General features: G+C 71.3%; 14 protein-coding genes and 1 pseudogene. 6 read left to right on the top strand and 9 right to left on the bottom strand.

What is annotated here, in order from left to right:
- The first annotated feature begins 64 nt into the window (after window positions 1–64).
- Window positions 65–778 (top strand): rhomboid-like protein, encoded by a 714-nt coding sequence (locus ACIOC1_RS31685; protein ID WP_401857478.1) that lies wholly within the window; start codon window positions 65–67, stop codon window positions 776–778.
- Here the strand turns inward: ACIOC1_RS31685 and ACIOC1_RS31690 are convergent.
- Window positions 762–3,380, bottom strand: coding sequence for a D-alanyl-D-alanine carboxypeptidase (locus tag ACIOC1_RS31690; protein WP_401857480.1), 2,619 nt, complete (start codon window positions 3,378–3,380; stop codon window positions 762–764). The genes ACIOC1_RS31685 and ACIOC1_RS31690 overlap by 17 nt on opposite strands.
- 253 nt (window positions 3,381–3,633) lie before the next feature.
- Here ACIOC1_RS31690 and ACIOC1_RS31695 point away from each other — a divergent pair, with 253 nt between their 5' ends.
- The 3 genes from ACIOC1_RS31695 to ACIOC1_RS31705 all read left to right on the top strand — a co-directional run bounded on the left by ACIOC1_RS31695 (window position 3,634) and on the right by ACIOC1_RS31705 (window position 5,989).
- Entirely contained in the window at window positions 3,634–4,335 is a 702-nt protein-coding gene (locus tag ACIOC1_RS31695) for a GPP34 family phosphoprotein (protein WP_355337733.1), read from the top strand.
- Between the two features lie 414 nt (window positions 4,336–4,749).
- On the top strand, window positions 4,750–5,607 hold the full coding sequence (locus ACIOC1_RS31700) for a helix-turn-helix transcriptional regulator (RefSeq protein WP_355337730.1): 858 nt from the start codon (window positions 4,750–4,752) through the stop codon (window positions 5,605–5,607).
- Window positions 5,608–5,779: 172 nt separating this feature from the next.
- The gene (locus ACIOC1_RS31705) at window positions 5,780–5,989 is read left to right on the top strand and encodes a DUF397 domain-containing protein (protein ID WP_355337727.1); all 210 of its coding nucleotides are present in this window, start codon (window positions 5,780–5,782) and stop codon (window positions 5,987–5,989) included.
- A gap of 158 nt (window positions 5,990–6,147) precedes the next feature.
- Here the strand turns inward: ACIOC1_RS31705 and ACIOC1_RS31710 are convergent, their stop codons facing one another.
- Window positions 6,148–7,026 carry a hypothetical protein gene (locus ACIOC1_RS31710; RefSeq protein ID WP_355337724.1) on the bottom strand — a complete coding sequence of 293 codons (879 nt, stop codon included), beginning with the start codon at window positions 7,024–7,026 and terminating at the stop codon, window positions 6,148–6,150.
- Between the two features lie 95 nt (window positions 7,027–7,121).
- Between ACIOC1_RS31710 and ACIOC1_RS31715 the strand changes: the two genes are divergently transcribed.
- Entirely contained in the window at window positions 7,122–8,312 is a 1,191-nt protein-coding gene (locus ACIOC1_RS31715; RefSeq protein WP_401857485.1) for a PLP-dependent aminotransferase family protein, read from the top strand.
- 96 nt (window positions 8,313–8,408) lie between these two features.
- On the opposite strand, the gene ACIOC1_RS31720 is transcribed toward ACIOC1_RS31715, so the two are convergent.
- Entirely contained in the window at window positions 8,409–9,197 is a 789-nt protein-coding gene (locus ACIOC1_RS31720) for an SDR family oxidoreductase (protein WP_401857488.1), read from the bottom strand.
- A 432-nt stretch (window positions 9,198–9,629) separates the two neighbouring features.
- On the opposite strand from ACIOC1_RS31720, the gene ACIOC1_RS31725 reads away from it, so the two are divergent.
- A complete protein-coding gene (locus ACIOC1_RS31725; protein WP_401857491.1) occupies window positions 9,630–11,198 on the top strand; it encodes a sodium:solute symporter family protein in 1,569 nt (522 codons plus the stop codon).
- 69 nt (window positions 11,199–11,267) lie between these two features.
- On the opposite strand, the gene ACIOC1_RS31730 is transcribed toward ACIOC1_RS31725, so the two are convergent.
- From ACIOC1_RS31730 to ACIOC1_RS31755, 6 genes and pseudogenes are all read right to left on the bottom strand, one after another.
- Window positions 11,268–12,371 (bottom strand): ADP-ribosylglycohydrolase family protein, encoded by a 1,104-nt coding sequence (locus ACIOC1_RS31730; protein ID WP_391162408.1) that lies wholly within the window; start codon window positions 12,369–12,371, stop codon window positions 11,268–11,270.
- 243 nt (window positions 12,372–12,614) lie between these two features.
- Window positions 12,615–13,859 (bottom strand): phosphodiester glycosidase family protein, encoded by a 1,245-nt coding sequence (locus ACIOC1_RS31735; RefSeq protein WP_401857495.1) that lies wholly within the window; start codon window positions 13,857–13,859, stop codon window positions 12,615–12,617.
- Window positions 13,860–13,991: 132 nt separating this feature from the next.
- Window positions 13,992–16,571: a bifunctional FO biosynthesis protein CofGH gene (locus tag ACIOC1_RS31740; RefSeq protein WP_391043257.1), complete on the bottom strand. Its 2,580-nt coding sequence runs from the start codon at window positions 16,569–16,571 to the stop codon at window positions 13,992–13,994.
- Between the two features lie 114 nt (window positions 16,572–16,685).
- Window positions 16,686–17,513 carry a TIGR03619 family F420-dependent LLM class oxidoreductase gene (locus ACIOC1_RS31745; protein ID WP_355337704.1) on the bottom strand — a complete coding sequence of 276 codons (828 nt, stop codon included), beginning with the start codon at window positions 17,511–17,513 and terminating at the stop codon, window positions 16,686–16,688.
- A 48-nt stretch (window positions 17,514–17,561) separates the two neighbouring features.
- Complete coding sequence (locus ACIOC1_RS31750; RefSeq protein WP_401857499.1) at window positions 17,562–20,144, bottom strand: hypothetical protein; 2,583 nt, start codon at window positions 20,142–20,144, stop codon at window positions 17,562–17,564.
- Window positions 20,145–20,313: 169 nt separating this feature from the next.
- Window positions 20,314–20,399 (bottom strand): annotated as a pseudogene (locus tag ACIOC1_RS31755) (IS5/IS1182 family transposase); the annotation flags it as partial.

Below are 20,399 nucleotides of genomic sequence, written 5' to 3' on the forward strand. Positions count from 1 at the left end.
CGGTAGGCCGCGCTTACGCGCGGCGCGGCCGTATAAACCTCGCTTTCCGGACAGAATCCGGAGCGTGCATCTCCCCTCACGCCCCGCGCGTATCACCCGCGCCGTGGCCCGCGCCGTGTGGGCGTACATCCGCAGCGCCCCCGGCACGTACATCTGGCTGGCGATCCTGTTCTTCACCACGGTCGCGATCCACCGGATGGCGCCCGCCACGGTGGACGACTTCCTGCGGCTGCGGTCGACGAACATCCGCAATCTGTCGAGCCAGCCGGTCCGCGCCCTGGTGCGCAGCGCGCTGTGGACCGACGGCGGCGGATGGCTGCCGTACGTGCTGCTCTACACGGTCTTCCACGCCACCGCCGAGCGCTGGCTGGGCACCTGGCGGTGGCTCGCGGTCGTGCTGATCGGGCACGTCGCGGCGACGTACATCAGTGAGGGCGTGCTGCTGTGGGCGATCCGGCACGGGCACGCGCCGCAGTCGGCCGCCGAGACCCTCGACGTGGGCGTCAGTTACGGGCTCGCGGCGGTCGAGGCGGTGCTGACCTGGGCGGTCACGATGCCCTGGCGGTACCTGTACGGCGCCTGCGTGCTGCTCTTCTACGGGCTCGCGCTGGGCGAGGGCCGCACCTTCACCGACGTCGGGCACTTCACGTCGGTGCTGCTCGGCCTGGCCTGCTACCCGCTGACACGCGGACGGCCGGGTCGGATCGACCCGGCCGCCGCGTACCGGAGCCTGCGCGGTGCCGCCCGCGGGCGGCTCGGGGTCAGCCGACCCGGGTGAGCTTGGTGCCGAACGACGGCTCGCTCAGGTCGGACTGGAGGACGACCGGCACCGTGGTGCGGGCCGAGCCGGTGCCGAAGCCGATCGTGCCCACCTCGGCGCCGGACGTCGCGGTGTGCGGCAGCCCGTCCTTGAGGGGGGTCAGCGACAGCGTCGTCCTCAGGCCCGGCCAGCCGACGGCCTTCAGGTCCTTGCTCGCCACGACCGGCGTGTGACCGCCGAGCCCGTCGTCCACATAGCCGACGACCTCGCCCTTCTTCACTATCGTCGACGACGTCAGGCCGCCCTGCACGGAGTTGATCAGCTTCTGCGAGTTGACCAGCGCCGCCTGGAGGCTGTCGTAGACGGTCGTGCCGCCGCGCTGCTGGAGGACGACGCCGAGGATCAACTGGTCCTTGCCGTCGACCTTCTTGTTCGCCGCCCACATCAGGGCGCCCCCCGCGGGGGTGCTCGAACCGGTCTTGATGCCGATCACACCCACGTTGACCAGGTCGTTGTTGTTGTTGTAGATCGTGCCGACGCCGGGGATGTCGATGTTCGGCTGCGCGACGACCGACCGGAACACGTCGTTCTTCATGACCTCGCGGGCCAGCTTCAACTGGTCGACGGCGGTGCTCCGCGTGGTCTCCTCGAAGCCGCTCGCGCCGGTGTACGTGGTGTTGGTCATGCCGAGGTCGGCGGCGGCCTTCGTCATCTTCGTGACGAACGCCTCCTGGGTGCCGGAGTCCCAACGCGCCAGCAGGCGGGCGATGTTGTTGCCCGAGGGGATCAGCAGCAGTTGCAGCATCTGCCGCTCGGTGAACTGCTGGCCCTTCTTGACCTGCGCGGTCGACTCGTCGCTCGAACTCGCCTCGTCGGCCGCCTGCGCGTCCACGGGGATCGTCGGACCGGTCTGCTTACCCGTCAGCGGGTGGTCGCGCAGGATCAGATACGCGGTCATCACCTTGGTGACGCTCGCGATCGGCACCGGGGTCTGCGCGCCGTGCACGCCGAGCGAGCCCAGGCCCTCGACCTCGGCCACCGACTGGCCCTGCGACGGCCACGGCATGGACTGCGGCAGCGGCGTGCCGTCGAAGGTGTACGACGAGGCCGCGGTCAGCGCCATCGACGGCGCCGGCAGCGGGCGCAGCGCCTGCACCACGACGAACACGATCGCCAGCAGCACCACCAGCGGGGTCCAGATCTTGAACCGGCGCGCGACCGTCCGCAGCACCGTCTGGCGCGGCGGCGGGGTGTTCGTCAGCTCCGCGAGCAGCTTCAGCGGCGCCTCGGGCTCCGGCGGCACGGGCATCGACCGCGTCCCGTCGGGCCCGGCCGCCGCGCCGTCCGGCGAGGCCGCCGTGGGGGTGCCGATCGCGGACGGGCTCCCGGCGTACGGGGGCAGCGGCGCGCCCCCGGCGGGCTTCGGCGGGGCGGACGGCTGCCCGATCGGGCCCGCGGCCGGACTCTCCGAGGGCTTCACGGGGCCCGTACGCGGCTTGGCGGACGCCGGGGGCGGCTGGGGCGCCTCATAGGGCGCGGAGGCGCCAGAGGGCGCGCTACGGGCTCCTGAGGCGCCTTCCGCGCCCTGCGCCGCCGGGCGCTCGGCGGGGAGATCGGACACAAGCGGGCGCAGGACGGAGGCGCTCCGGGCGCCGGGGCCCTTGGGGGCGTCGTCCTCGGGGGCGCTTTCGGGGGCGCTTTCGGGGGCGTCCTTGGAGGTGTTCTCGGAGGTGTTCCTGGACGCGGAGCTGTCGCCGTCCTCGGGCGCGGAGCTGTCGGAGCCCTCCGGAGCGGCGTCCTCGGCGTCACCGGCGTCCCCCGCGTCACCGGCAGAGGGCGCGGCGTCCGCCACGTCGTCGTCGGCGTCGGTCGAGGTCGCCGGGGCGGCGTCCTCGGGGTCTGCGGGGTCCGCGTCCTCGGATTCCTGGCCGTCACCGGAGGCCGGGGCCGCGTCCGATACGTCGCCCGGTACGTCGTCGGCGTCGGCCTCGGTCACGCCCTCGGCGTCGTCCACGCCGTCCCCGTCGGCGCCCTCAGCCGTACCGTCACCGGCCGCAGAGCCGCCGGCGGTGGCGCCGGCGCCCAGCAGGCCCCCGCGCCCCCCGACGCGCAGCACGGCGGTGTGCTCGTCGCGCTCCGCCGCGGGCGGCCCGGCCGGCGCGGAGTCTTCCGCTTCCGGACCCGTTTCGGGGTCCGGCCCGTCCTCGGGGGCTTCCCCGGCGGCGGAATCCGGGTCCTGGAGGTCACGATTCGGTTCCGCTTCCGGAGGCAGGACCTCCGGGGTGCGGGGCGCGGGCGGCGCCGTGGACGTAGCCGCGTCGGAGGATTCGTCTACGGCCGCTACGCCGTCCGGCGTATTCGCCGTGGAGGCGGCGGAGGAGGCGGCGGCCGGGTGGGGGCGTGCGCCGGAGCCCGCGGAGTCCGCCGATTCGGGGGGCGCGGAGGGGACGGCTCCGACCGCGGCGCCCGCGTGCTCCTCCCGTACGCCCTCCGCCACGCGTGTCCCGTGCCCCTCGGTGGGCGTCCGGAACACCACCAGCCTCGGATCAGCGGTCGACCGCTCGACCGCCTCCCCCGACGTGCTCTGCCGCTGTTCCCTGCCGGGGGACTCGCCCGCCACGCAGACCTCCTCCACACATCACGAAATGGCCGCACACATCGTGCGGGGGCGGATGCCGAATGGCACCCATACCCCTTCAAAGCTCACACTGGCAGTGTCCCGCCGACAGGCCCGCGACCCGTCCGCGACACCACCGCCCACCCCGTAGACGAGAACGACATACCACCCGGTTCCCGTCGATAAGGCAAAGGCGCTCTCGACAGGCCGGTGTGAGAGGCGTCACCCTGTCATTCATCCACGCGGGGAGGCATGGATGGGCAAGAGCCGCAGAACAATTCCGGAAGAGCTGTTGCTGCTCGCACTGGACCCGACGACCGGGACCACGGCGCAGCCTCAATCGCTCGACCTCGGCCTCGCCGGGGCGCAGCTCGTCGAGCTGGCCCTGGCCGGACGGATAGCCCCTGACGGGGATCGTATAGCCGTGGTGCACCCACGGCCGACTGGAGATCCGACCCTGGACTCCGCTCTCGAACTGCTGCGGCGACGCGGCAGTCCGGTGCGGGCCGTCCACTGGATCGGCGGACCCCGCCTCGGGCTCCGCCAGACGTATCTCGCGCACCTGGAGCGGTGCGGCATGGTGCACGCCGTGCCCGGCCAGATGTGCGGGGTGCTGCCGACGACGCGGTACCAGGCGTCCGACAGCGCGGTCAGCCGGGAGATCCGTACCCGGCTGGACAGTGCGATCCGTACCGGCGTGCCGCCGGACCCGCGGACCGCCGCGCTCGCCGCGCTCGCCCACGCCGTGGGACTCGGCAAGCACCTCTACCCGGGCAACGAGGGCCGGTCGTCGCGATCGCGCCTGCGTGACCTGATCAGGTACGACCCGATGGGCGGCCTCGTCGCGCATGCCGTGATGGATGTGCAGAACGGCGTGGCGGCGCAGCCGAAGCGGCCAGCCGCTCCGGCACCGCGAGCGGCGGGGCACAGCACCATGGCCCGCGCCGGCGCCCGTTGAGTCGGCGTGCGACAGCGAGTGGACACAGGCAGCACAGGCAGCACGGTCAGTACGTTCGGCACGCTCAGTACGTTCAGCACGTTCAGCACGTGAGAGCGCGTGCGCAGGTGAGCACGTAGCGCTCGGCAACCCCCTCATCAGGGACGGCTGCGGCGCCCGTCGGCAGGGACGGGGCACCGCAATCCGCGACCATCGCGCCGTCCTCAGCGACCCGTTCCGGGAGCCGCTGTGACGCGCGGGGCGGCGGGACTCGGAACACGTTCCGGGATTCGTCGCACCGCGCGTCGCCGTATACACCCCCGTGTACCACCGCGTACACGCCCCTGCCGGGTTACCCTCATTCGCCAGCGCGCCGATGACCGCAAGTGGCAGGCTGCTGACCATCAGTAGGTTCAGCGTGGAGGTGCACTTCCAGTGGTCGCCAACGTCAATCCCACCGTCAGGCGCCGCCGGCTGGGTTCGGAACTGCGCAAGTTGCGGGAGCAGAAGGGCATGACGGCCGAGGAGGTCGCCGCCCGGCTCCTGGTGTCGCAGTCGAAGATCAGCCGGTTGGAGAACGGGCGCCGGAGCATCAGCCAGCGCGATGTGCGCGACCTGTGCGGTGTGTACGGCGTCGAGGACGTGCGGATCGTCGACTCGCTGATGCAGATGGCCAAGGAGTCGCGCCAGCAGGGCTGGTGGCATGCCTTCGGCGACATCCCGTACAGCGTGTACATCGGCCTGGAGACCGAGGCGGCCAGTCTGCGGGTCTTCGAACCCCAGGTGGTGCCTGGCCTGTTGCAGACGCCGGAGTACGCCGCCGCGATGATCGCGGGCAATCTGCCGGAGGCCACTCCCGAACAGGTCGACAAGCGCGTCAGCGTGAGAATGCGCCGGCAGGAGCGGATCACCGACCGGGACGGGCCGCTGCGGATGTGGGCCGTGGTGGACGAGGCGGCGCTGTGCCGCAAGGTCGGCGACGAGCACGTGATGCGTGACCAGCTTCTGCATTTGGTGGAATTGAGCCATCTGCCGCATGTGACCGTGCAGGTGCTGCCGTTCGAGGCGGGCGCGCACCCCGGTCTGAGCGGGCAGTTCGCGGTACTGGAGTTCACCGACGCGACCGATGCCACGGTGGTCTATCTCGAAGGCGTCAACAGCGACCTGTACTTGGAGAAGGACACCGATGTGCAGGCGTACAGCGTGATGTACGAGCATCTGCGGGCCCAGGCGCTCAGCGCCGAACAGACCCGGCAGTTCATCACCGAAGCGGCGGAACGATACACCCGCTGAAGTGCGGGCGATACGGTACACCCCCGCTCACTCCCATTGGAAGAGTTACTGGGAATATGCCATCCACTTGGGTGAAGTGGCTCACCGGTCCGTGATGTTGGCTAGTAGCGTCGAGCGCGTAGTCAGGCAATGGCGTACCTCGCCGCCGCCATCAGCACAGACCGGAGCAGAGATGGCAATCAAGCTGGGCAGTACTCCCGCGTGGATGAAGTCCTCGCGGTCCACCGGAAATGGCGCCTGTGTCGAAGTGAAGTCCCCGGCCGTCGAGTCGGTCGTGGTCCGCGACTCCAAGGACCCGCAGGGTCCGGTCCTCAGCTTTTCCCCTGAGGCGTGGACCGCGTTCGTCACGGACGTCGACCGAGGCGCGTTCACGATCAACTAGTACAGCGCGCGCACCTTCAGCAGTACCGCAGAAGAGCCCTCTCGTCTGGCCGCCGTCCTAGCCGAGGGGGCTCACTGCTGTCCTGATGTTCCGGGCCCGGTGATCAACGCGGCAAACGGGGTGATCAACGCGGCGGACCGGGGGATCACGTCAGCGGATCAACGGAGTTGATCGACGTAGGTGTCCGTGCCGGGAATGGTCGGAATGAAGGGAGCGATGAATTCCACTTTCGCCGAGCGCCCCGCCGAGTCGGTCCGGCCGGCGATCTCGGCGGCGTGACCGGCGAAATGCTCTTCCCACCCCTCGCGTGGATCTTGTTGCAGGAACCACAGGAGAGTGAGCCGGGTTTCGACGCCTTCGACCTGTTTCACATAAGACATCCGGTCGAGCGGCAGCGCAGTGGGCGTGAAGATCACCACCATCGCCGCCGGTGATCCGGCGAGCTTCTTCGGCAGGTGGCGGGCCCGCAGCCATTCCAGCAATTCGTCCCGGCCTTCCGCGGATTCCGCTTCCAGCACTTCGAGGACGAGTCCGCGGTACGGGTGGTCGAGCGCGTGGATGTCGCGCGGACCGGCGGCGCCGTCCCGGTAGACGCTCGCGGCGCGGTCCTGGAAGGCGGTGAAGACGTGGGTGCGGTCGTGGTAGACGCGGGCGTCGCGATTGAGCCGCTTGTTGATGCCGACCGTCCACCGCATGTGCGCGTCGTAGCGGCCCGCGGTGATCCAGTACAGCGACAGGTAGCAGCCCGCGGTGACCGGCCGCGCGACCGCGGAGTCCGCCGGGTACCGCAGGTCCAGCAGCGGCCGCGTGGCCACCCAGCGGCGCCCGGCGTACAGCCAGGGCATCGCCATCGCACCGGCGATGAAGTGGTCGTCCTCGTACCACCGGTTGTACGCGTATTCGTGCCCGGCGTGCGGCTCGACCATGGTGATCAGCGCGTGCCCGACGTCGACGCCGTACGGTCCGACGGCCGCGAGCCGTCCGTACGCCTCGACGTCCGTTCCGCCGTCCGGGCCCGTTCTCACGTCCTCAGCCATGAATCTGACGCTACGTCAGCTCCGGGGAGAAGTGAAGGTGCCCGGATGCTGGAAAGTACCTGGACATGGCAACGATTCTTCGTAGGCTGCCGGACATGACCTCGACCCGAGCCGCCGTGCCCGCCCTCGCCCCACGCGCCGTCTCGGTGGGCGCCTCGCCGGTACGGGAGATCCTGGCGCTGACCGCGCGGCCGGAGGTGATCTCCTTCGCCGGCGGGCTGCCCGCGCCCGAGCTGTTCGACGCGGCGGCCATCGCGGAGGCGTACGCCCGCGTCCTGGCCGAGCAGCCGCACAAGGTGCTCCAGTACTCGACGACCGAGGGCGATCCCGCGCTGCGCGCGGCCGTGGCGGCCCGGCTGAGCGGACGCGACCTGGCGACGGGCATGGACGACATCCTGGTGACCGGCGGCTCGCAGCAGGGGCTCGCGCTGATCGCGACCGCGCTGATCGAGCCCGGCGATGTGGTGCTGGTGGAGAACCCGACATATCTGGCGGCGCTCCAGTGCTTCGGCTTCGCGGGCGCCCGGGTGGTGCCGGTGCCGACCGACGCGTACGGGGTGATCCCGGAGGCGCTGGAGGAGGTGGCGCGCCGGGAACGGCCGAAACTGCTCTACCTGGTGCCCAACTTCCAGAATCCGACCGGGCGTACGCTCCCGCTCGAACGCCGCCGCGCGGTGGCCGAGGTGGCGGAGCGGCACGGGCTGTGGATCGCGGAGGACGACCCGTACGGGGATCTGCGGTTCGAGGGCGAGAGTGTGCCGTGGATCTCGGCGCTGCCCGAGGCCGCCGACCGGACGATCCTGCTCGGCAGCTTCTCCAAGATCATGTCGCCGGGGATGCGGCTGGGCTGGCTGCGGGCGCCCGCGGCGCTGCTGCGCGCCTGCGTGATCGCCAAGCAGGCCGCCGACCTGCACACCTCGACCGTCGACCAGGCCGCCGCCGCGCGCTACCTCGCCGACCACGACCTGGACGTCCATCTGGACCGGGTGCGTACCGCCTACCGCGCCCGGCGCGACGCGCTGCTCGCCGGGCTGCCGGCCGCGCTGCCCTCCGGCAGCACCTGGAACCGGCCCGAGGGCGGCATGTTCGTGTGGGTACGGCTGCCCGCGGGGTACAACGCGACGGCGCTGCTGCCGACCGCGGTCGGTCACGACGTGGCGTACGTACCGGGGTTGCCGTTCTTCGCGCAGGCGCCGGAGGCGGGGGCGCTGCGGATGTCCTTCACGACGCACACGCCGGAGGAGATCGGGGAAGGGCTGCGGCGGCTGGCGAAGGTCTTCGCCTGAGGCCGTTGACAGCAGGTAGCGCGGCGGCCCGCACGAGGAACGGCGCGGTGCCGTACGCACGGACGGCGCGGCGCCGTACGCGTCCAACGGCGCGCGTCACCGCATCAGTTCGCCCGCGTTGACGAGCAGGGACTGTCCGGTGATCGCGCGGGCGCGGTCGGAGGCGAGGAACACGGCGGCCTCCGCCACGTCGCCGTCGGTGGCCAGTTCGGGCAGTGCCATGCGGCGGGCGAGGCGGGCCAGCACCTCGTCCTCGCCGACGCCCTCGGCGCGTGCGGTGAGCGCGACGAAGGACCGCACCGGCGGCCCCCACATCCAGCCGGGCAGCACGGTGTTGACCCGGATCCGGTACGGGCCCAGCTCGCGCGCGAGTGAGTACATCGCGGAGGTGAGGGCGCCCTTGGAGGCCGCGTACGCCGCCTGGCGGACCTGGCTGGGCGCCGCGACCGCGGACTGGGTGCCGATGAACACGACGGCGCCGCCGCGCTCCTGGCGCTTGAGGGCGGGCAGGCACGCCTGGGCGAGCCTGAGCGACCCGAGCAGATTGACGTCGAGCACCCGCTGCCAGACGGCGAAGTCCGCGTCCTCCAGGCCGCCGAAGTAGTCGTCGAGCGCGGCGACCTGGACGACGGCGTCGATCCCGCCGAACCGCTCCTGTGCCAGCGCCGCCAGCGCCTCGCACTGCGCGCCGTCGGCGATGTCGGTGGGCAGCCAGGCCGTCGAGGTGCCCGCGGGGTCGATCTCGGCCGCCGTCTTCGCCAGCCGTTCTGCGGTCCGCGCGCCCAGCACCGCCCGTCCGCCGTCGCGTACGACGGCCGCCGCCACGCGCTGCCCGAGTCCGGCGCCGACGCCGGTCACGACCACGGTCTTCCCCTTCAGCAGCATGTCGGCCTCCGCAACCATTGTCTGACGGAGCGTCAGAATAGGGCGGGCGCCCACAGGAGGGAAGGCCGCGGCGGTCACGCTCACGTCGGCGATCGGCCGCTCCCCTCTGCGTCCGCACGGGATCCCGCATCCCGGACGGCTGCCTCCTGTGTCCCGCGCGTCCCGCGGGCCTCGTGCGACGTCCAGCGAAGTGTCCGCTCATCGTGGGTGGGTGATCAGGGTCACGACAATGCCAAGGTAGGTAAAGAGCGAGTAAAATCGTTCGGCTTTCTGATCTGAGTTCAGACTCTTGAACGCGGAGACCCTTGACCGGCCCCCCGCGCGAGGGGTTCAATCCCGGAAGTCCCCACTCCCGCACGGGGGCGACCCGCCCGGACCGGCGCCACAGCGAAGTGCGCTCCTGTTCACAAGGCGGACCCCTCTGGAGGGGACATGAACAGTCTCGACTGGACCGTGCTGATCGCGTACTTCGGCGTGATGCTCGCGATCGGACTCTGGTCCCACAAGCGCGTCGACGACGTCGGCGACTACTTCACCGCGGGCGGCAAGATGCCGTGGTGGCTGTCCGGCATCTCGCACCACATGTCGGGCTACAGCGCGGTGATGTTCACCGGTTACGCGGGCATCGCCTACACCTACGGCATCACCTCGTACGTCACCTGGTCCTTCCCGATCGCGCTCGGCATCGCCATCGGCGCCAAGCTCTTCGCGCCCCGGCTCAACCGGCTGCGCTCACGGCTGCACGTGGCCTCGCCGCTCGAATACCTCAAGAACCGCTACAACCTGACGACCCAGCAGGCGCTCGCCTGGTCCGGCGTGCTGCTCAAGATCGTGGACGTCGGCGCCAAGTGGGCCGCCATCGCGACCCTGTTGTCCGTCTTCACCGGGGTCACCATCACCCAGGGCATCGTCATCACCGGCGCGATCACCGCCGTCTACTGCACGGTCGGCGGTCTGTGGGCGGACGCCCTCACCGAACTCGGCCAGTTCGTCATCCAGTTGATCGCCGGGCTCACGATGCTGGTCGCCGCGCTCAACAAGGTCGGCGGGATCAGCGGCATCTGGAACGTGTGGGACGAGCCCGCGCTCAAGCACCACGCCGACCCGGTCGCGGGCCCGTACACCACCGTCTTCCTGCTGGCGTACCTGTTCATCAAGACCTTCGAGTACAACGGCGGCATGTGGAACCAGGCCCAGCGCTACATGGCCACCGGCTCCGCCCGCGAGGCCACCCGCAGCGCCTGGCTGTCGTCGGCCCTGTGGTTCGTCTGGCCGGTTATCCTCTTCTTCCCGATGTGGATCTCGCCGCTGCTGGTGCACGCCAAGAAGCCGGACGGCTCGGACTCGTACGGTCTGATGGTCGAACAGCTCCTGCCGCACGGGCTGCTGGGCCTGGTCGTGGTCGGCTTCTTCTCGCACACCATGGCCATGTGCTCCTCCGACGCGAACGCCATCGCCGCCGTCACCCGCGACATCGCCCCTGCCTTCTCGAAGACCGCCCGTGAATGGTCGGCCCATGTCGGCCTGATCGCCGCCCGGTTGACCACGCTGACCTTCCTCGGCCTGTCCATGGCCGTGGCCACCCAGGTCAACTCCCCCACCTTCAAGGACATCATCACCGTCGTCATCAAGTGGGTGGCCGGTCTGATGGGGCCGATCGCGATCCCGTTCATGCTCGGACTGCTGCCGCGCTTCCGCACCTCCGGCCCGACCGCCGCCCTCACGAGCTGGGCGCTCGGCCTGTTCGCCTTCTACCTGCTCAACTACCCCGTCAACGACGCCGTTTCGGGCGGCGTCAACCTCGAATACCAGATCTCGCTCCCGCTGGCCGTCTCGCTCGTCCTCTACATCGTCATCGGCTGGATCAAGCCGGAGGACACGCCGGAGCGGGACGCGCTCCTCGCGAAGATCAACTCCGATGACGGGGGCGGCCCCGGACCGGCCTCCGTCTCCCTCCCCGAGCCCTCCTCCGAGCCGACCCCCACCAAGGTCTCGGACTAGGTCCTGTCCGGCGGCTCCCCTTCCCGGGGGGAGCCGCGGCGGGGGCGGTGGTGATCCGCCGGACAGGCCCTAGGCGGCCGGGTAGCGGTCGAGCCACGCCGGGCTGGCGCCCGAAGGCCCGTGCAGGGCCGGCGCCTGCGTCATCTCCATGGCGAAGTCGTCGGCGAGCTGGAGCAGCGTGGCGCGCCCTTCCACCTCGGCGATCCACGCGGGCGGCAGCGCCGTCTCCCCGTGCTGGACGCCGAGCAGATTGCCGCAGACGGAGCCGGTGGAGTCGCTGTCGCCCGAGTGGTTGACGGCGAGCAGCAGCCCGTGGCGCACGTCCTCGGCGACCAGGGCGCAGTAGACGCCGATCGCCAGCGCCTCCTCGGCCGTCCAGCCCTCCCCCAGCGCCTCCACGCGCTGCGGCGACGGCATCCCCTGCCGTACGGCGCCCAGGGCGCCCTGGAGCGCGTCCGTCGTCTCCTGGTGGCCGGGGCGGGCGCCGAGCAGGGCGAGGGCGTGCTGGACGGAGCCGTCGAGGGCCTCGCCGCGCGCCAGGCCGTGCACGATGACGGCGAAGGCTCCGGCGGCGAGCTGCCCGGTGGGGTGGCCGTGGGTCTGGGCGGCGCACTCCACGGCGAGCTGGAAGACGAGCTGCGGCTCCCAGCCGACCAGCAGCCCGAAGGGCGCGGAGCGCATCACGGTGCCGCACCCCTTGGAGCCGGGGTTCTTCGGCTCCTCCAAGGTGCCCATCCGGTCGTCGGACAGGCCGCTCAGGCACGCCTCGCCCGGCGCTCGCCGCGCGTAGAGCCACTCCTCGCGGGCCAGCCAGCCGGTGTCCTTGCGGCGCTCGTCGGGCCCCCACTCGGTCTGGGTGGCCGACCAGCGGCGGTAGGCGCGGTGGATGTCGGTGGGCGGGTGCCAGGCGCCGGTGTCCCGGCGCACCTGGGCTCTGATCAGGCCCTCGACCGTGAACATCGTCATCTGCGTGTCGTCGGTGACCGCGCCGCGTCTGCCGTACGCCGGAACGTAGTCGGTGACGCCGTCCGTGCCGTGATTGCGCTGGATCGCCTCGAACGAGTCGAACTCGACGCCCGCGCCCAGCGCGTCCCCGATCGCCCCGCCCAGCAGGCAGCCCCGCACGCGGCTGCGGAAGTCCTGCTGCTGCGCGCGACCCCAGACAGCGGTCAAAGCGGTCCCCTTCGATCAACCCCGATCCGAACCCGTTCTGCGCCAGCACGATAGCCGACGTCACCAGGAGCGGAAGGGGGCCCTGGGGTTGGTGACGCCTGTCCGCGAACGGTGCCGGTCCGATCGGATACGACCGGACGCCGGAAATGCTCTGACGCGCGACTCAGGGTGTCGGACTCGGGTGCGGGAGCCGGGTCCGCGCGTCGGGCCGCGCGACTCGGGCGTTAGGCGCACATACGCGGCTCACGTGCGCGAGAAGACGCCGATGGCGTTGGCGACCGGGCGCTCGACGCCGCCCGACGGGTGGTTGCGTACGGTCACCGCCGCCGCGCCGGGGTCGCGGGCGACCAGCGTCGTGGAACCGCCGCCGTCGAGGTTCACCGCCGAATCTGCACCCAATTCCCTCATGACGGACGCAAGTTCCGCGATGGTCAGGCCCGCGCCGGACTCGGCGGAGCCGTCCAGCGCCAGCAGGTACAGCGTGCTGCCCGACGCGTCGAAACCGGCGGCCGTACGCGTGGCCGCCGTCGTGGTGTCCAGGCCCGCGAGCGGCTGTCCGCCACGCAGGACGGGGAAGCCGCCGACCGCGAAGACGTACGGCACGCGCGAGAGCGTCGGGGTGAGGCGGCTGTCGACCTCCGCGCGGTCGCCCACGCGCAGGGCGCGCAGTGTGTCGGCGCCCGCGTCCCGGCCGAGCAGTACGGTGCTGCCCGCGGGAATGGCTCCCGCGCCGGGCGCCTGCGCGACCGCCGCGACCCGCCCCTGACGTACCGTCACCTCGTAGGTGTCCGTGCTGCATCCGGCGCCGCGCGAGGTGTCCGTGCCGCAGACCGCCCGCTGCCGGGAGACCGTCCCCCAGTCCGCCGTGTACGCGCCGACGCCGCCGACGGGCAGCGCGTACTGGTTGTAGCCGCCCAGCGGGATGCTCCCCCGCGGGGTGCGGACCGACCCGCGCAGGTCCAGCCGGTCGAGCCGCAGCTTGCGGTCCTTGCCCATGCCGAGCACGTCGTGCGTGGTCTCCCCCGGCGGCATCGCGGGCCCGAAGCGCTGGCCGTCGGGCACGGCGGCCTTGAGATCCCGGCCGGAACCGATCTCCGGGCCCACCGAGGAGCCGGTCGGCGCCACGCCGGGGTGCTGGTCCTCGGTGATGTTGAAGAAGTCGCCGTTCACCGCGCCCACCGCCTGCCGGTCGTCGGCGAGCCCCGACACCGCCTGCCGCGCCGCCACCGCCCCCGGCGTCAACAGGTCGAGCCGCGTACGGGATTCGCGCAGATCCACCGCCAGCACATGCCCGTGCACGGTCCCCCGCGAGGCCGTTACCGAGAACTCCCGGTACTCCACGCCCGGCCCGAGCCGCTCCACCCGCTCGTACGGCAGCCCGCCGCCGGCGCCGCTGTCCGCCGCGACGGCCGACGCCCCCGCCAGTCCCCCGGCGAGCACCCCCGCCGCGACCGCCAGGGCCACGCCCGCCCGCCCGCTCCACGCCACTGCTCCCCCAAGGGTGTCTCAGGTCCTGTGTATCCCACGGGACTCCACCACCCCCGCACTCCCCGCACCGGAACACGGTGAAACGCGGCCATGACGGTGGTGCGAATTCACCCCTCAGGTGCGCGGCGGGCGTCAGTCGCCCAGGACCGGGAGGAGATCGGGGAGGTGGCCGTCGGAGGCGAGACCGGTGGTGATGCGCTCTTCGGGGACCTGACCGTAGAGGGTGGTGCGCTGGCGGGAGGGGCGGCCCGCGGCCTCGGCGATGGCGACGAGGTCGCGGATGGAGCGGTAGGAGCCGTAACTGGAGCCCGCCATACGGGAGATGGTCTCCTCCATCAGCGTGCCGCCGAGGTCGTTGGCACCGGAGCGGAGCATTTCGGCGGCGCCGTCCGCGCCGAGCTTGACCCAACTGGTCTGGATGTTGGTGATGTGCGGGTGGAGCAGCAGGCGGGCCATGGCGGTGACGGCCCGGTTGTCGCGGGCGGTGGGGCCGGGGCGGGCGATGCCCGCGAGGTAGACCGGGGCGTTGGTGTGGATGAAGGGGAGGGTGACGAATTCGGTGAAGCCGCCGGTCTCCTTCTGGATCTCCGCGAGCAGCCGGAGGTGGCCGAGCCAGTGGTGGGGCTGGTCGACGTGGCCGTACATCATGGTGGACGAGGACCGTATGCCCAGCGCGTGGGCGGCCTTGACGACCTCGATCCAGGTGGCGGTGGGCAGCTTGCCCTTGGTGAGGACCCAGCGGACCTCGTCGTCCAGGATCTCGGCGGCGGTGCCGGGGATGGAGTCCAGGCCCGCTTCCTTGGCGGCGGCCAGCCAGTCGCTGATCGACAGGCCGGTGCGCGTCGCGCCGTTGACGACCTCCATCGGCGAGAAGGCGTGCATGTGCATGCCGGGGACGCGGGCCTTGACCGCGCGCGCGATGTCGAAATAGGCGGTGCCGGGCAGGTCGGGGTGGATGCCGCCCTGCATGCACACCTCGGTGGCGCCGACCTGCCAGGCCTGCTCGGCGCGGTCGGCGACCTGGTCGAGGGAGAGGGTGTACGCGTCGGCGTCGGTGCGGCGCTGCGCGAAGGCGCAGAAACGGCAGCCGGTGTAGCAGACGTTGGTGAAGTTGATGTTGCGGGTGACGATGTACGTCACCTCGTCGCCGACGACCGCGCGCCGCAGGTCGTCCGCGATCCGGCACAGCGCGTCCAGGGCGGGGCCGTCCGCGTGCAGCAGGGCCAGCGCCTCGGCGTCGGTGAGCCGGGTCGGGTCGTCGGCGGCCACCGACAGGGCCTGCTTGACGTCGGCGTCCACCCGGTCGGGGACCATGCCGGGCGCGGCCTGCTCGCGCAGTTCGGCCCAGTCGCCGTACACCTCGTCGAAGTCGTCGCGGCGGTCGGCCGTACGTCCTTCGGTGTCGATCGTGCGGTGCAGGTCGGTGCGGCCCGTGGCGGCCGAGGTGAAGCCCTCGTCCGGCTCCTGCCACGGGCGGCCCACGACCGGCGCGTCCTCGTCCGCCAGACCGGTGGCGGGGTCGGCGAGCGCCGTGACGTGCGGGATCAGGCGCGGGTCCAGCCAGGGCTCGCCGCGCTGGACGAACTCCGGGTAGATGGTGAGGCGTTCGCGCAGCGCGAAGCCCGACTCGGCCGTACGGGCGGCCAGTTCGTCGATCTGCGGCCACGGGCGCTCGGGGTTGACGTGGTCGGGGGTGAGCGGGGAGACGCCGCCCCAGTCGTCGATGCCGGCCTCGATGAAGCGCGCGTACTCGCCGTCCACCAGATTCGGCGGCGCCTGGATGCGGGCGGACGGGCCGAGCACGATCCTGGCCACCGCGATCGCCGCCGCCAGCTCCTCCAGCTCCGCGTCCGGCATGCCGCGCATGGCGGTGTCCGGCTTGGCGCGGAAGTTCTGGATGATCACTTCCTGGATGCCGTGGTAGCGGCGGGCGGTCCTGCGGATCGCGAAGAGCGACTCGGCGCGCTCCTCGTACGTCTCGCCGATGCCGATGAGGATGCCGGTGGTGAACGGCACGTTGGACCGGCCCGCGTCCTCCAGGACCCGCAGCCGTACGGCGGGCTCCTTGTCCGGCGAACCGTAGTGCGGGGCGCCCGGCTCCGACCACAGGCGGGTGGCGGTCGTCTCCAGCATCATGCCCATGGACGGCGCGACCGGCTTGAGCCGCTGGAGGTCGGTCCAGCTCAGCACGCCCGGGTTGAGGTGCGGCAGCAGGCCCGTCTCCTCCAGCACCCGCACCGACATGGCCCGTACGTACGCCAGCGTGTCGTCGTAGCCGTGCGCGTCCAGCCACTCGCGCGCCTCGGGCCAGCGCTCCTCGGGGCGGTCGCCGAGGGTGAACAGCGCTTCTTTGCAGCCCATTTCGGCGCCGCGCCTGGCGATGTCCAGCACCTCGTCGGGCGACAAGTACATGCCGTGCCCTTCACGGCGCAGCTTGCCGGGCACGGTCACGAATGTGCAGTAATGACATTTGTCCCGGCACAGCCGGGTCAGCGGAATGAAGACCTTCCGCGAATACGTGATGACGCCCGGCCGTCCCACCGCTTCGAGGCCGGCGTCCCGCAGCCGGGCCGCGGTGCCCGCGAGTCCGGCCAGGTCCTGGCCACGGGCTTGCAGCAGGACGGCGGCCTCGCCCGTGTCCAGGGCGACACCTTCGTCCGCGCGGTGCAGGGCGCGGCGCATGGCATTGGCGGTGGGCGTCGGCGAAGTCATTCTCCGAGGATAGGCGGCCCCGCCGACAATTCGCTGGGGGCTCAGGCCGTCTTCGGCCCGATCCCCCTGTCGGCAATATCACCCGGAGATCGGACCGTCCGAGGAATACTCCGGCTACAAATACTGCGCGTAGTCGTCGAGCGCCCGCAGCACCTCGTCGGTCCCGGCCGGCGGGAGCTGGACGACGATCTCCTCGATGCCGAGGTCGCGGTAGTACGCGAGCTTGCCCGCGTCCGGGCGTACGGCCGTCGGCACCACCTCCGGGCCCTTCTCCCCGCGGCCCGCTTCCCGCCACGCGGCCCGGAGTCCGGGCAGCGACTCACCCAGACCGCCGCCTCCGATCGGCATCCACCCGTCCGCGTAATCCGTCACATGGCTGAAGAGTTTCGGGCCCGCCGCGCCGCCCACCAGGGTGCGCACCCGGCCGCCCGCCGGTTTCGGATACGCCTGGCTGGCCTGCACGGACGCGAATTCGCCCGCATAGGCGACGGGTTCGGCCGCCCACAGCGCGCGCATCGCCGCCATCCGGTCCCGTACCAGCTCGCGGCGGCGCCGCCAGTCCACCCCGTGGTCGGCGGCCTCCTCCACATTCCACCCGAAGCCCACCCCCAGCGTGAACCGCCCGCCCGACAGGTGGTCGAGCGTCGCGATCTCCTTCGCCAGCACCACCGGGTCGCGCTGCGCCACCAGCGTGATCGCCGTCCCCACCTCCAGCCGCTCGGTGACCGCCGCGACCGCGCTGAGCGCCACGAACGGGTCCAGCGTCCGCCCGTACTCCTCCGGCAGCGGCTCCCCCGCCGGATACGGCGTCGCCCGCGACACCGGAATGTGCGTGTGCTCCGGCAGATAGAGCCCGGCGAACCCGCGCTGCTCCAACTCCCGCGCGAGCCGCACCGGCCCGATGGTCTGATCGGTCAGGAAGATCGTGACGGCGATCCGCACGGGCACCTCCGGTGGATTGTCGACGGATACCGGGTGTGAACGTACATCTCAGCCGTCCGAGGTGGCGGCCCTGAGACCGCGCCGGTCGGTGAGGACTTCCTCCCAGGCCGCGAGGGACCGGTCCCGGTCCGTCCAGAACTCCCGCCGGGGAACGGCGGCGTCGAGGCCGCGTACCTCCAGCCAGCGCTGGGCGATCTCCCCGAGGCCGGGGTGACAGTCCTGTTCCTCCACATGGCTGATCAGCTCCTGCCCCGCGGCGAGGACCTCGGCGTCCGTGCCTTCGACGGCGGCGAGGAACAGCTTCACGGTCAGCACCATCCACCGGTCGGCGCCGCCACCGCTGCGCGCCAGCATCTCCTCACCGTCCGTCAGAAGTGTCAATACCTCTGCGGCCGGTTCGCGCCCGGTGCGTGCCGCCGCCCGCCAGATCAGCGTCTGCGCCACACCGACCGGCGTTCCGACGTCCTGGTTGACCTCATGGGCGTGCTCCAGCACCGTCTCGGCGTCCAGCGGACGGGCCAGCGACAGCACCATGCCCAGGTGGCGGTAGCTGGTGTCGCGGGACATGCCCGCGGCGGCCAGTTCGGCGTCGTCAGCCACCTTGCGGAGATATCTCTCGGCCGCCGCGAAGTCCCCCTGCAGAAAACTGAACTGGCCCAGGAGATCCTGGGACTGCGCGCGGCGGAAGCCCAGGGGGCTGTCGCAGTGGGGCAGCGCCCAGGTCTGGAGCCGCCGTCCGTCCCCCCGGAGCCATTGGATCCAGGCCAGGTCCTTCTCCGCGTTCTCCCGCAGGGGTCCGGGCTCGGCGGCGACCTCGGCGGTCAGCCGTTCCGCCTCGGCGTACCGGCCGAACTCCTCCAGCGTCTTGGCCAACCGGTGCGAGATGAAGAGGCGTTGGTACGGTCCGAGGCCCGGATGGGCCAGCGCCGCCTCGGTCAGCGACAGGGCCGCTGTGCGGTCGCCAGCGCTGCGCGCGGCCATCCCCTGGCAGGTGAGCGCCAACGCTCCGGCGGGGTGACTGCCGGACTGCACAGGCCAGTTCCGGGTCCCGGTGAGCACCGCCCCGAGGCCGCACAGGTCGACACCGTAGGCAAGGTCGTACAACCAGTCCGGGACACGGCTCGTGTTCAGTGTGAGGAGCCCGGCGGTGGTGAAGCCCTCGCCCAGTTCGCTCCTGTCGGTCGACGTCGGATTTCTGACCCCGCCGCGCAGCCGATCCCGGAGGTGTTCCAGGGCTCGTTCGGCCGCGCCGCGCCACTCCTCCTGCGACCAGGCGTCGTCCGTGTTCCCGTCGTGGAGACGGACGGCGTTGCGGACGTACTCGTCCACGGTGTGTGTCAGCCACCTCGACGAATCGCTCTGCACCAGGGGGCGTTCGAGGAATCGCCGTACGACGGCGTCCGCCACGCTCGGGACCGCCGCCCTCAGCACGTCGGCGTCGAAGCGCTCGGCGAGAGAGGCGGCCCGCAGAAGCGCGCGCTCTTGCGCGGACAGATCACGCATCACACGGATCACCATCTCGGCGAAAGTCCCTCCGAATTGTTCCACCGCGGGGACGCGGCCTTCCGCGCTCAGTTGGTCGAAATACTCGGCCGACAACTCCAGATACAGCGGTACCCCGCCTGCCGCGTCGACAATCCGACGCCGCAACGGTGCCGGAATGGCGGGCTCCCCGTCCCTGGTCAGGCGAAGCCGCAGGTAGGTGTCGGCGTAGTCCTCCTCGAGCCCCGACAACCGGTGCTGCATGGCCGGAAGCGTGCCGGGGTCGGTGACCAGACTCGGCCAGTAGTTGGGCCCCGAGTAGTGGATTGCCGGGTGATGACCGTCGCCCCAGGTCAGCCGGTTCCGCCCCGTGATGAGGAACAGTACGTTCGGCATCAGGTAGACCAGCCGGGCCAACCGGTCCTCGAGCCCACCCGCTTCCCGGCGCCTCCCGTCGACCCGCTCGAACGTGTCGAAGAAGATGACGACGTCCAGGGCTTTCCTACGGCGGTACTCGGCCAGATCCCAGGACAGGAGAGCCGGCAGGAACGGCAGCATGTCCGCAGGCGACTCGACATCCAGCAGTTCGGCGAATCCGGGACATTCCGCGAGCAGCCGGTCTTTGCGCAGATGCTCGCGGATCCTGCCCACCAGAATTCCCGCGGCCCGCCGGGCCACACCCGCGAGGGGTATCGGGCCGAGCAGCGCATCCAGTGTGCCGTCCAACTGTTCGGCCAGCGACAGGGATTCACCGAGCCTGCCGAGCGAGGAATTCCGCGCTATCGCGGCCTCAAGAGGGACACCCGGATGGCAGCGCCGCCAGTACACGGCGAAGGCCAAGTCGAATGCGGGGCAGGAACGCATCACCTCACCGAGCGTGCCCCGCACGGCGATCACCGCGGTCTCCAGATCGGCCAGGGAGCTGTCCTCCAGGTCGATCCGGCAGGTCACGCGGCGTTCAGGACCGTCCGCCGACGCCCCGTCCAATTCCCCTTCGCGTAATCGCCGTTCCAACTGCCGGGACAGCGTCGACTTCCCGATTCCGCCCAACCCGTAGAGGACGAGGACATTGTGCCGAGGCGGCGCCGACGAACCGGCAGCGGCGGGATGGTCTCGCAGCCCCCGCAACGCCTCCTCGAACGCCGTCACATAACGGACACGATCGACGAATACGTCACCCACGGTAACGGGTGATGTTCTCCTCTGATCGAAGATCCGGTCGAGTTCCATCGCGTCGGCCCGTCCCTCCCCGGCCGAGCACTGCCCAGCCAAACGGTCGCAGTTCCCCCTCCCGGCAGCCTAGCTTCAGTGAGCTTCTTCAGCGTTGCCGCTCCAGGGTGAGGACGGCCTTGGCGATTGACGTCATGCGGTTGGGGCTGCACCGAGATCTGCGGAAGATCCGCC

The organism is Streptomyces sp. NPDC088197 (assembly GCF_044741185.1).
Classification (GTDB): domain Bacteria; phylum Actinomycetota; class Actinomycetes; order Streptomycetales; family Streptomycetaceae; genus Actinacidiphila.

What these genes read in the sequence shown, in the direction of transcription:
- ACIOC1_RS31740 (WP_391043257.1), bottom strand. Translation starts at nt 16,571, where the DNA reads ATGACTTCGCCGACGCCCACCGCCAATGCCATGCGCCGCGCCCTGCAC.
- ACIOC1_RS31695 (WP_355337733.1), top strand. Translation starts at nt 3,634, where the DNA reads ATGGGCAAGAGCCGCAGAACAATTCCGGAAGAGCTGTTGCTGCTCGCA.
- ACIOC1_RS31715 (WP_401857485.1), top strand. Translation starts at nt 7,122, where the DNA reads ATGACCTCGACCCGAGCCGCCGTGCCCGCCCTCGCCCCACGCGCCGTC.
- ACIOC1_RS31705 (WP_355337727.1), top strand. Translation starts at nt 5,780, where the DNA reads ATGGCAATCAAGCTGGGCAGTACTCCCGCGTGGATGAAGTCCTCGCGG.
- ACIOC1_RS31720 (WP_401857488.1), bottom strand. Translation starts at nt 9,197, where the DNA reads ATGCTGCTGAAGGGGAAGACCGTGGTCGTGACCGGCGTCGGCGCCGGA.
- ACIOC1_RS31710 (WP_355337724.1), bottom strand. Translation starts at nt 7,026, where the DNA reads ATGGCTGAGGACGTGAGAACGGGCCCGGACGGCGGAACGGACGTCGAG.
- ACIOC1_RS31725 (WP_401857491.1), top strand. Translation starts at nt 9,630, where the DNA reads ATGAACAGTCTCGACTGGACCGTGCTGATCGCGTACTTCGGCGTGATG.